Genomic DNA, 12,313 nt, shown 5'->3' on the forward strand with positions numbered 1-12,313 from the left:
TAATGAAGACCATAGCGAATATTGAATTTAATCAGCTCCCCTTAAGCGAAGGGATTATGACCGTTTCTCAATGTATCCGTCATGATTTTCCGCTGATGAAAGTCCAAGCTCAATTAGATAGCCTTGTTGTATCTGCAAAATCGGCCATTGATTTACATGCGGATAATGAAACTAAAGTAGCGCAATTGATTTCATTGTTTTATCAACAATGGTCATTCGGCCCTGCACAGGGTATATATGCATTATCAGACATGCTTTGGCTTGATAAAGTCTTAATTTCCAAACAAGGTACACCTGTCACTCTCGGCGCCATTTTATTGTATATCGCTCAGCACCTAGATATTGATATTCGGCCTGCCATTTTCCCTACTCAGCTATTAATTATTACTGAAAAACGTGATGGTGAACCATGGTTTATTAACCCAGCTAATGGTGAGTCATTGTCATTTCATACGCTGAATATGTGGCTAAAAGGAACAGTCGACCCATTCTCTGAATTTTTCCAAGACCAACTTGATGTTGCGGAAAATAGCATCGTTATTCGTAAAATCTTTGATACGTTAAAAGCCGCTCTAATGGAAGAGAAAAAAATGGAGCTAGCGTTAAAAGTTTGCGAAACGTTGCTTACGCTGGACCCTGAAGATCCCTATGAAATCCGTGACCGTGGGCTGATACTGGCGCATTTAGATTGTAATCATGTGGCATTAAGTGACCTCAACTATTTTATTGAGCACTGCCCAGAAGACCCAGTATCTGAAATGATCAAAATTCAAATTTATTCATTGGATAACCATCCAATCGTATTACATTAATTAACGTAATGACAGACAGCCTGTCTTAATCATAAAGGTGAGAAGAGCTAATTGCGTTTCAGAGTCATTCATAACCGTGCAAGAAAAAAGATAATTATTTTATAAACAATATAGTACAAGTTCATAGCAAGTCATAAGCAATCACTTGACGTCATGTTTTGCTTGTACCTAAGGTTGTACCTAAAAAAGATTATAAAATATGCGGATAAATAGACGATATTCAGAGCTAAAATGATTGCGAATATCACCTCGAAAAACCACGGTTAAACAGCGCACAGAATTGCGAATTCGCAGTTTGAAAATTGCGAACAAAAGAGCGAGTTTCGTAGTTGACTATGAAGTGGGGATGTAGCGCTAAAGCCGCGTTTTGTCTGGTTTTGTTCAATAATTGCCTGTTATCAATTGTTAAGATTGTTCGCAGTTTACTACTACAGAAAACTACAGATTGAACTTAATTATCGCTATTTCATTTTAAGGGAAGTGGACAAGATCTTTTGTATCGTTTTGATTGGTGTCATATTGAGATATTAGGTTGTTTTTACTTCAATATCGGACGATTCTCATATGTCTAATAATTACTATAGTTAGTATAAGGTACACTTAAATTTCATATCTATATGAAATTATTATAAATTATAAATTTTGAGCTATCTTCGATGAATAAAAAATTTAATTTAAGTATTATTTTGGTTTCACTGATCTTATTAAGTGGTTGTACTCAGAAACATAGAGATACCATATCAGATATAACTTATGCATTGACGGGAGTCCCTGGTGCAAAGCACAAAAACAATGGGAATAATAACACCACAATGAAATCAAAAGCACAGTTAGAAAGAGAAAAAGAGGAAATTGAATTCAAAAATCGCCGCCAAAGTTGGGTTGGTAAATCTATAGATGACCTAATAATGCAAAGGGGCAGCCCTTTTGGGGTTCATAAAAGACAGGATGGGGGCTCTCAATATACCTTTAAGAAAACCCAAAACAGTTCTAATGACCCCTACCTTAATAACCCTCGTTTATGTGTAGATAATTTCATTACCGATAAAAAAGGAATAATAAAAGACTGGTCATCTTCAAGCTGCCTTTATTAAATAGAGTTCATATAGTTTCTCCTAATCCTTTATTACTAGACGGGCGAGTTAGTTAGCTAAAACCGCCCCTTACATGCATTATAATTACATGAGCTTCTCTATAATATCCTTATGAGGCTTCCACGCTGAATAAATATCTTTATCCCACGCTTTACCGCCTTTAGTTTGATAACCAGCCTTGTTAATCCGTTCAGCGATAATGCGTCCGTTATCTATGCCCTCTGATAGCACCAAATTAACCACGGAAATGACAGCAGACTCATTATAGGTATACGGTGGGATATTAGCATGAGTTATTGTAGCATTAAGAGGCTCTGAAATCAGAGGCTCGTCACTGGCTGGCAATGTTCTAATCATGGCCATGAGATAAAAGTAACCACTCAGGAATGGTTACCAATGGTGATTAATCTCACAGTGCAAATAATTACTCTGAATAAATATCAATAGGCTACCGTGACGAAAATATGCGTTACCTATGAAATCAACTGCTTACACTGTGCTACCCTTATTAGTGAGCGAACCAAATTAAACGTTACCGCAAAATTTAAAAATTGATATTACCTATCGCTAATGAGGTAAAGACAGGTAGCGGCAACAACGAACTACGGTAAGACTACGGCAAGTTTTAACGGGGATGTTAGGTGGGGGATTAAGCCGATAACGCTAAGGTTTTAGGTGGTTATAGTGACCCCTTGCAATAAAAACAATGTGTTGCTACCGATTGGCATTGGTCACTGAAAAGATGACCAATGAGCGTTAATCTGGTTTTGTGACAGATTTAAACGTTATCAAGTATTTATCAAGCCTGCATTGTGCAGGAATTAAGTGAACGGTAATAAAAGCCCCTGAGAGAGTTAAAACAGCTACAGATAAAGTTATGGCTACGATGATCATTCAGGCAGAGAGTGACAAGCATAGCCCGAATCCATTAAAGATAGTGGCGTTCGATATTAACGCACAGGAGCTTATGACCTACCAGAAAGGAAGCAAAGTCACGGTTATAGGCCGCTATGAATGGTTTAATGGTTATCATCTAACAGGGACGCAGATAGTTACTTGCTAGAAGTTGTATGTAAATGTAATCTTTGATGTCCATTTATGTTTGTGATGAGAGTTTTATCAAAATGAAAAATTTATTAGTTTCAGTTGGTTGTATTTTTGCTTTATCTGGGTGTGCCGTGACCGAATATAATTACACTCCAGACTCTTATAAAATAAGCGAGCCGAAATTAGGGAGTGTTAATCGTGCGACTGTAGGTCAAACTTTAGTAAGGGAAGGTGACATAAGTGAACTGAGTGCGATTAAGGTACTAAACCCAATACAAATAGATCTAGCTTATAAAGTTATTCCTGGTGTATTCAAAAAAGTTGGTTCAAGTGATAAAGGCGATTTTTATATGCCAACTCAAACTATTGATTCTGGTTCTGTAGTTGTTGAGGAGCTTGGCCAACCATGGAGTTCAATTTTAATAAAAAAAGGAGCTGGCCCTAATGAGATTTGTATCGTAACAGATGTCAATATTGCTGTTTGTAGCGATAAGGCTAAGATTGAATATCTTAAGTTGAATAATTCCGATGGTAATTCATTTGAGCAGGCTTTAATTTTTAATGGGATAAATGATCAAATTGTAGATATTAGTTATAGAAAAATAGGCTCTAACATAGAGAATCAAGGATTTGGTAACAATATTCAATATAACCTTAAAGAAAACAATGTTATTTCTTATAAAAATGTTAAGTTAAAAATTATAAATAGCTCTGATAATTCATTAACGTATGAAGTGATAAGTAATTTTTCTAGTAATTAAAACAATCAAAAATGACGGTTTTTTCTCCAAAATACAGCGTTAAACAAAGGGTTTACTTTATCTGTTTACCGCTGTCATAGTAACTTGAAATAATCTCATGGCAAGAACACATGACAGTTTATGGTTATTTTTTGCTTGATGTTTCATTATTTGCAATGTTTAAGTTTATTATCTCAAATATAGCAATGTACTAACTTGGTATGCACGGCTTAGAATAGAAAAATACATTTTTACGGTTTCGTTTTTTCATGCGCTACATTGAAGATATCTCTATACAGTTCATGAAAAACAATCATTTAAGATATAATTATATTTAAGGTAAGAGTATGCAACAGAAAGTAGTCAATATTGGTGATATCAATGTCGCGAACAACTTGCCGTTTGTGCTGTTTGGTGGAATGAACGTTCTTGAATCTCGTGATATGGCAATGAAAGTGTGTGAGCACTATGTCTCTGTGACGCAAAAATTGGGCATTCCTTATGTTTTTAAAGCATCATTTGATAAAGCAAACCGCTCATCAATCCACTCTTACCGTGGCCCTGGTCTTGAAGAAGGGATGAAAATCTTCCAAGAACTTAAACAAACTTTTGGCGTAAAAATTATTACGGATGTCCATGAACCAGCACAAGCGGCACCCGTTGCTGAAGTGGTTGATGTCATTCAATTGCCTGCATTTTTAGCTCGCCAAACAGATTTAGTTGCTGCGATGGCAAAAACAGACGCTGTCATTAATATCAAAAAGCCACAGTTCATCAGCCCAGGCCAAATGGGGAATATTGTTGAGAAGTTTATCGAAGGTGGTAATGACAAAATTATTCTGTGTGACCGCGGTGCAAACTTTGGTTATGACAATTTAGTTGTTGATATGCTTGGGTTTAATGTAATGGTTCAGTCATCTAAAGGCTGTCCTGTGATTTTTGACGTGACCCACGCACTGCAATGCCGTGACCCATTCGGTGCTGCATCAGGTGGTCGCCGCGCTCAAGTTGCTGAATTGGCGAGAGCAGGTATGGCTGTGGGTATCGCGGGGTTATTCCTTGAAGCGCATCCAGACCCAGATAACGCACGTTGTGATGGCCCATCAGCACTACCTTTAGATAAACTGGAACCATTCCTCAAGCAAATGAAAGCTATTGATGATGTGGTGAAAGGGTTCCCTGAATTAGACACTAGCCGTTAAGTTTGGTGTAAATGCAACTCACTGAAGTTGTTTCCATGTTCGGCGCTGATCTCCAGCGCCGATATGGTGAAAAAATTTATAAAATTACATTACACGGGGGTTTTAGTTGCCCAAATCGTGACGGTACCCTTGGGCGAGGGGGCTGTACCTTCTGTAATGTGGCTTCTTTTTCCGATGAGAGCCAATCTAGTCAATCCATTAGTGAACAAATATCTGATCAAGTCACGCGAATTTCCCGCGCTAAACGCTATCTTGCTTATTTTCAAGCCTATACCAGTACCTATGCAGAAGTAAATTTACTTAAACAATTGTATGAAGAAGCATTACAACAAGCCGATATTATTGGCTTGTGTGTGGGGACGCGTCCTGACTGTATGCCCGAGTCTGTTTTATCGTTGCTTAGTGAATACAAACAGCAAGGTTATGAGATTTGGTTAGAGCTTGGGCTGCAAAGCGCTCATGACAAAACATTGCATCGGATTAACCGTGGACATGGATTTGACGCTTATCAGCAGACAACACAAAAAGCGCGGCAAGTCGGTTTAAAGGTGTGTACCCATTTAATCTGTGGCTTACCTGGTGAGGATGCCCTGATGAATATGCAAACCTTAGAAAAGGTACTTGAATGTGGTACTGATGGTATCAAGCTACATCCTTTGCATATTGTTGAAGGTAGTGTGATGGCCAAAAGTTGGCGAGCAGGGCGTTTACCCACATTATCTTTAGATGAATATACCGCTATAGCTGGCGAAATAGTACGTCACACACCGAAAGACATTGTTTACCACCGCATTAGTGCCAGTGCAAGAAAACCCACTTTACTCGCGCCACAGTGGTGTGAAAACCACTGGATTGGCATGAATAACTTATATCAATACTTTTTACGAAAAGGCGGGCAAGGTTCCGCACTGTAGCCGCTTAATTGAGAGCATCTATGAAACTAATCCTCAAAAAAACAATTATTACTCTTTCCTTATTTATTCTTCCTTTTCAAATTGTTGCACAGCCAGAATTGACCGCTGAAGATAAACTTCTTTTTTCTGAAGTGAAACAAAAAGCTGTTAATAATGATGCCTCAGCGCAATATCAGTTAGCACAAATGTATTACTCAGGTTTGGGCGTAATACAAAATTTAAATAGTGCACGTTTGTGGGCGAATGCGGCGGCAAAAAATGGTAATCCAGAAGGATATACCTTGTTAGCGGATATTAGCTTGCTAAGCGATAGTTATTTTACGCAAGAATTTGTCGCTGCAAGGCAATTTGCAACAAAAGCTGTTGAACAAGGCAGTGTACGAGGAAAGATTAGCTTAGCAGAATCATTAATTAATCCGATAGCAGGAAGTACGGATTACCCACAATCAATTCAATTGTTGGAAGAGGTGGTGGAGCTTAATAATCCAGATTATTTTAGCGCCCCATTGATGTTAGGGATCATTTATTTAGATGGGAAAGGTGTACCGATGGACGAGCAAAAATCACAGGAATGGTTTGATAAAGCCGATGCGATGACATATGCAGGTTATGCAGAGTGGATGGCTGCCTTTCGATTTGCAGAAGATAACACAGGAACCGTGACCCTTGATCAACAAAAAGCAAAGAAATTAAGAGGTTCGGCCTGTGAAAAAGGCAGAAAAGCAGGCAATGAAATGTTTTGCTTAGGTGAACAATAAACAATAATAGGTCACCCGCCACCACATTGCTGTGTGGTGGCGGGTTGAACAGTACAATTATACTGCTTCAGTATTAGTGGGAGTGTTTAATTGCTTAGCTTGTTCAATGGATTTAACCGCTTCTAATGCGTTATCCATGGAATTATGGAAGCTTAATACCCCAGCAATTGGCGTAACTTTAGCGCGAGCCAAGGTTTTTAGCGGTTGGAATGGAATATCACAAACCATCACATGGGTGTCTTTACGCACGGCATCAATGAATTTTTCAAAGGCTTCTAATCCCCCTGCATCCAAGACGGGTACCGCATCCCATTGCATGATGATAGTTTCATACCCTGCACTTTTTACGCGTAACTCATCGAAAATACGTTCTGCGGCGGCGAAAAATAGTGGGCCATTAATACGCACGACTAATCGGCTATTTTCTTCATCCGTTTCAGCAAGTTGTGTTGAGCGAGTCATATTAGCGATACGGCGCATAAATAACAGAGATGCCAATACGATCCCCACCGTAATGGCAATGACCATATCGAATAAAACGGTTAAAGACATACATAGAACAAGCACAATGATGTCATCTTTAGGGGCGCGTTTAATTAAATACACCACTTTACCTGCTGCACTCATATTCCATGCCACAATTAACAGTAATGCGGACATCGCAGCGAGTGGTAAATAAGAAAGCATCGGTGCTAACACCAGTAAGGTGAGTAACACTAAGATTGAATGAATCACCGCAGAAATCGGTGATGTAGCTCCCGCGCGGACGTTTGCAGCAGAACGGGCAATCGCAGCTGTCGCCGTGATCCCACCAAAAAAGGGTGCCGCAATATTACCGACTCCCTGGCCAATTAGTTCACTATTGGAATGGTGCTTTTTACCCGTCATGTTATCAAGCACAACAGCACAAAGCAGTGATTCAATCGCACCAAGAACCGCCATCGAAAATGCTGCAGGCATAAGTGCGGTGATCATTGCCCAACTAATTGGCGCACTACCAGGAAGTTCCCAAGGTAAAATAAACTGAGGCAGAATAGGCGGAATACCACTCCCTTCAGTTCCATCAGGTAGAAAATAACTAAATTCAGAGCCGATGGTTGCTACTTCTTGCCCAAATAATGAAAGTACCCACATGACCAATGTGCCCACGACGAGAGCAGGTAAGTGCCCAGGGAATTTTAGCTTTAACTTAGGCCAAAAAATTAAGACAAGCAGTGTGGATAAACCAATTAGTGTGTCACTGAATTGAAACGTGGGGAATGTATTGCCGATGGCAATCAATTTATCAACATAGTTCTCAGGAACATGTTCCATCTGTAAGCCAAAGAAATCTTTGATTTGCATGGTGGCAATGGTGATGGCAATACCTGAAGTAAAGCCCAAAGTTACTGATACTGGGATATATTCAATAAACTTACCAAAGCGGGCAAAACCCATCGCCAGTAAAATGACACCTGACATAAGTGTGGCAACTAATAGGCCACTAAGACCAAACTGTTGTGATACGGGATATAAGATGACGACGAATGCTGCTGTAGGCCCCGAAACGCTATAACGAGACCCTCCCGTAATGGCAATAATTATTCCCGCAATTGCTGCGGTATAAAGGCCATATTGGGGGGGAACGCCACTGGCGATCGCTAAGGCCATGGCTAATGGTATAGCAATAATCCCAACGGTAATACCTGCAATTAAGTCCTTCACAAAACGTGCAGCAGTGTATTTTTCTTTCCAACACGAATCTATTAGTGCGCTAAAAGGGCGCAGCCTATTAATATTTTTTGTACTCATTATACCCTACCAAATAACAGGGTGAAAAATAAACGAAAATGTACCTATAAGGATACGCTTAGCTAAGCTCAAAAAATCTGTTATGCATCAATGAAACAGTAATTATCATAACGTTTTCAGTAACAAAAGTAAAAACCACCTAATTTACCAGGTAAATAAAGCTAATGGTATTTTTACTTGAATTTAAAATAATAAGCAGAAATTTTTCATGACAAATAAATAAAAATTAACCTAACTCATTATAATGTTATTACCGTAACTAATAGCCATATCCAAAGGATAACAACAGATAAGACAGCATGTTTAAATAAGTTCTTTGTGCCTTGCCAACGCTGTTCCATCGTTCGGTTAGTTGGCTTTTTATGCATAAAGAAACTGAGTGCATAATCAAAGGGCTCAGTTGTTCCTTGTTGATAAATCATCTTAAAAAAATGATTATCAAGCCACAAACGATAAATATAGTAATGACTAATAATAAATAAAATAATGCCAACAAATAAATAGTACTTTCCGTTATTTATACCTAAAAAAAGATTAAGCTGGCAAATTAAACCTAATACAGAACCTATAGCCAAATAGAGCCAACTTCGCGTCAGTATCTGAATGACTTCTCCGCAGTTTTTATCTGTAAGCTGGTTCATTTATGTTTCCTATTTAAATAATAGTGCGTAAACCAATTATTTAATTGTTCTTTAGTTGCTAAGTTTAAAATAACTTGTGGCCTAGCAAGTTCAACCATTTCGACTGCTTTATCTATCGTTTGAGCATCACCATGATGAACTAGCCATGCAACAGCAACGGTGGCACTGCGTGAATAACCCAGTTTGCAATGAATATAGACAGCACCGTGCTGGGCTAAACTGTCCATCGTATGGACTGATTGCTCGATATCCTCTGCGCTCAGTGGTAACAAATCTATTTGTGGCTGGCTACAATACTTCAGCCCTTTGCTAAAAGAATTGCGAGGCCATTCGCAAGTCATGTCTAAAACAGCTGCAGTTTGCAAAGGGTAAAGCGGGCGGCCTCCCAAAACGATATGTTGATTCACAATGCTAGGTTGCCTGCAATGTTTAGCAAAGTAATGATAGGTTCCCCAAGCAATTAGGCGATAAGGTAATAATAAGATAGCGGCGGACGGGGAAATCTTGCCATCGGGTGTTTTTTGAAAGATGCTGGCACCAGCGCCTAAGTAACCGAGAGTAATAAACAATAAAGCAACAGCAGGCCACAGCAATATCCAAGCAGCACCTTGAATCAAAAAAGCGAGAGCAAAGCAAACGACTGAGCCAATGCCATAATTTTTGCTCATTTTAAAACTGCGAGGGGACCCTGTGTAATGCCATTGCCAGCGTGTATTGATAGGCAGCAAATAACTGACAAGCAAACCAACTGAGAAACCAGCAATAACATCAATAAAATGGTGCTGCCAAGTCGTGAGGACAGAAATTAAGATCAAAACTGACCAACTGTGGAGCAGCCAACGCCACCGTGTTGGTGTATGAGCTCGAAAGCGTAGCCATAGGAGCCAAAGCAAAATGATATGTAATGAGGGGGCTTGGTTAAATGGCAGGTCAAAAAGTTCTAAGCTGTCAAACATCCAGCCAAAAGCGCCATCCGTAGTTGGGCGAGGAAAGCTAAATTTAAGTGGAAATAAAAGAAAGCCAACGCAGGCAGAAATGGAAGCGGTAATTAATCGTAGACCATGGATTGTTTGTTCACGCCGTGTTGTACAGATAAATAAGGATAATCCGTAGAATAGGTCAATGCTCCAATAGGGAATAATAGTCCAAGGAACAAACGGGATGTGCTTTTCCCATGAATACACAAAGGAAGGTACATGGGGTAAGGTCGCTGTGTAGTTATTGACCTGTCCATAAGTGAGAAAGAAAAATGGAGCTAAAAAAATTAGCCACAGCAGGCCAAACAACAAAGTGTGTTGTTTAGATAATAGCTGAGTAGGTTGGTGAAGGGCTGTCATCGTCCTTTGCAATATTCCTTTGTGCTCTAAAAATCATCTAAGAATAAATAGTGAGTGCTGCAATTACCTGTTTGTAGAAAGAAAATGTATATTTAACTCACAACATAGGGGCTTTGCCTATCAGAAGCAATAGTGATAGCCAATATTGGCAAACTTGAGGTTAGCTACGTTGACGGCAACCAACCTCAAATGATAGGTTAAAAGATTAACGGCGTCTCGCTATTGATACGCTGAATATTCCCCAGTTATCAATAGATTGACTTAATTTTTCGAACCCTGCTTCGTCAACTAAAGCATCCATTTCGCCTTGGCTGCGGCAACGCATAACCCAAGCTTGTCCGCCTTGGTGGCTGGGTAAAACACGAGCAATCATTTCCACTTGAGGGTGCCATGGTTGGCAAGTGTAAATGAGCAGCCCACCTGAAGGTATGACTCGGGATAATCCATCTAATGAAGCTCTAATTAGTTGGTTACTCGGGAATAGCTCATATAAACCACTCACAACACCCAGTGTAGGCGCAGGCGTCACGGAAGCTAAATCATCAGCGTCGAAGGCATTGCCTTCCACAAAATGGATTTTATCTTCAAGGAAACGCTCTTTTATATGTAAACGCCCCTGTTCTACATTAATTGGGCTGTAATCACGCAAAAGAACAGATTCAACTTTGCCATAATCGTTAATTGCATCGAAGATATAACGGCCTTGACCCGCTGCAATATCCATAATACGTACTGGCATATTGTTATCTGTTAAGTCACGGATAGCTTGGCGTAAAGTATTTTCAATATTGACTTTACGCTGACGGATCCCTTGCCAGCCAATACTGTTGAGGTATTGCCTGTCAATCACGCGTCCGAATAGGCCTTTTCCTTCCGCTTTATCACGATAGACATAGTCTAAAGTTGATCCTGAATCAAAGCCCTTATCGTAACCGATGCGAACCCCCTCAGAAGCTTTACCTAAGGTGTTCATTGATTTACTCATAATCTTGAAGGCAAGGTTTTTCGGGCACCATTTGGGTAACGGAGTAGCCAGTTTACGGTAATTTTCTGCGCTAGTGCTCCATGTGTCTTCGTACTGGTAATCATGTCGGTAAACAGGGAGACTAAATAATTTACTAATAAAATCACGTATTTTTTCGATAGGAATATGACGCTCTTTCTCACCTAAAGTATCGTGATAAAAGCCTGGTAAGATGTGCTTTTCTTTGATTGGTGTATTTAAGCGCTCAAAAAACTGATGCTGTGGGCGGTGATGAACAACATGGTCGCTACCTGATATAAATAATTGAGTTGGCAAGGTAATTGCGTTGGCATCTGCAACGACTCGATCGGCTGTTTTATACAATTCAAGTAAGATATTAACGGCAATAGGTCGAGTGATTAGCGGATCGCGGTTAAACGAATCAATACGCTGTTCATCATGGGTAAGAAATTTCGCTTTTACATAAGAATTAACATAGAACAGGCCTCGCATTTTTTGCATTAAAGCTAACCCTGTGCGAGCAAAAGGAACATACAGTTTAACTTTAAATGCAGGTGAGGCAAGAACCATCCCACGAATTTTCGGCGCATAGTCATGTACCCATGCGGAAACCAACACAGCCCCCACGCTTTGCCCAATTACAATGATATTTTCTAAAGGGATTTGATATTGCGTGGAGACATATCGGACAAATTCATCGACATCATGGATGGATGTGCCAAGAGAAGGGCTATAGCCCCTTGGACCTTCATTTCGCCCATGACCGCGAGCATCCCAAGCGAACATGGCGTAGTCAGGAAAGTTTAACTCATCAACAAGGTGTGCAACACGGCCTGAATGCTCATGACCACGATGGAATAAAATAATTGCTTTGTCCGTTGTCGTTTCCGTTGGCCAGTGGCGGTAAAAAAGCGAAGTGTGATCACTAGTTGTAAATTGCGATTCTAAAACAGGGCGTTGCGTCAGATAATCTGTCTGAGCGTTCATAATTA

General features: G+C 39.8%; 11 protein-coding genes and 1 pseudogene. 7 read left to right on the forward strand and 5 right to left on the reverse strand.

Going from position 1 to position 12,313, the window contains the following annotated elements; genetic code table 11:
* The first annotated feature begins 2 nt into the window (after positions 1-2).
* Positions 3-812: an invasion regulator SirB1 gene (sirB1, locus tag PSF27_RS03610; RefSeq protein WP_206084129.1), complete on the forward strand. Its 810-nt coding sequence runs from the start codon at positions 3-5 to the stop codon at positions 810-812.
* A 656-nt stretch (positions 813-1,468) separates the two neighbouring features.
* A complete protein-coding gene (locus tag PSF27_RS03615; protein ID WP_206084130.1) occupies positions 1,469-1,906 on the forward strand; it encodes a hypothetical protein in 438 nt (145 codons plus the stop codon).
* Between the two features lie 84 nt (positions 1,907-1,990).
* Here the strand turns inward: PSF27_RS03615 and PSF27_RS03620 are convergent.
* Positions 1,991-2,191: pseudogene (locus tag PSF27_RS03620) on the reverse strand (hypothetical protein); the annotation flags it as partial.
* A gap of 592 nt (positions 2,192-2,783) precedes the next feature.
* Here PSF27_RS03620 and PSF27_RS03625 point away from each other — a divergent pair.
* The 5 genes from PSF27_RS03625 (at position 2,784) to PSF27_RS03645 (ending at position 6,567) form a co-directional block, all read left to right on the forward strand.
* Positions 2,784-2,969: a hypothetical protein gene (locus tag PSF27_RS03625; protein ID WP_241016836.1), complete on the forward strand. Its 186-nt coding sequence runs from the start codon at positions 2,784-2,786 to the stop codon at positions 2,967-2,969.
* 61 nt (positions 2,970-3,030) lie between these two features.
* Positions 3,031-3,714 carry a hypothetical protein gene (locus PSF27_RS03630; protein ID WP_272680881.1) on the forward strand — a complete coding sequence of 228 codons (684 nt, stop codon included), beginning with the start codon at positions 3,031-3,033 and terminating at the stop codon, positions 3,712-3,714.
* A 326-nt stretch (positions 3,715-4,040) separates the two neighbouring features.
* Positions 4,041-4,895: a 3-deoxy-8-phosphooctulonate synthase gene (kdsA, locus tag PSF27_RS03635; RefSeq protein WP_206084132.1), complete on the forward strand. Its 855-nt coding sequence runs from the start codon at positions 4,041-4,043 to the stop codon at positions 4,893-4,895.
* An 11-nt stretch (positions 4,896-4,906) separates the two neighbouring features.
* The gene (locus tag PSF27_RS03640) at positions 4,907-5,809 is read left to right on the forward strand and encodes a TIGR01212 family radical SAM protein (RefSeq protein ID WP_272680882.1); all 903 of its coding nucleotides are present in this window, start codon (positions 4,907-4,909) and stop codon (positions 5,807-5,809) included.
* Positions 5,810-5,829: 20 nt separating this feature from the next.
* A complete protein-coding gene (locus PSF27_RS03645) occupies positions 5,830-6,567 on the forward strand; it encodes a tetratricopeptide repeat protein (protein WP_272680883.1) in 738 nt (245 codons plus the stop codon).
* 57 nt (positions 6,568-6,624) lie between these two features.
* Here PSF27_RS03645 and dauA read toward each other — a convergent pair whose 3' ends face one another.
* From dauA to PSF27_RS03665, 4 genes are all read right to left on the reverse strand, one after another.
* Complete coding sequence (gene dauA / locus PSF27_RS03650; RefSeq protein WP_206084135.1) at positions 6,625-8,358, reverse strand: C4-dicarboxylic acid transporter DauA; 1,734 nt, start codon at positions 8,356-8,358, stop codon at positions 6,625-6,627.
* A 239-nt stretch (positions 8,359-8,597) separates the two neighbouring features.
* Positions 8,598-8,999 carry a hypothetical protein gene (locus tag PSF27_RS03655; protein ID WP_272573267.1) on the reverse strand — a complete coding sequence of 134 codons (402 nt, stop codon included), beginning with the start codon at positions 8,997-8,999 and terminating at the stop codon, positions 8,598-8,600.
* The gene (locus PSF27_RS03660; protein ID WP_272538497.1) at positions 8,996-10,336 is read right to left on the reverse strand and encodes a phosphatase PAP2/dual specificity phosphatase family protein; all 1,341 of its coding nucleotides are present in this window, start codon (positions 10,334-10,336) and stop codon (positions 8,996-8,998) included. Before PSF27_RS03660 ends, PSF27_RS03655 begins: the two co-directional genes overlap by 4 nt.
* Before the next feature lie 205 nt (positions 10,337-10,541).
* Positions 10,542-12,308, reverse strand: coding sequence for a bifunctional alpha/beta hydrolase/class I SAM-dependent methyltransferase (locus PSF27_RS03665; RefSeq protein WP_206084138.1), 1,767 nt, complete (start codon positions 12,306-12,308; stop codon positions 10,542-10,544).
* Between the last annotated feature and the right edge of the window lie 5 nt (positions 12,309-12,313).

Source organism: Providencia sp. PROV129, assembly GCF_028482245.1.
In the GTDB taxonomy this organism is placed as follows: Bacteria; Pseudomonadota; Gammaproteobacteria; order Enterobacterales; family Enterobacteriaceae; genus Providencia; species Providencia vermicola.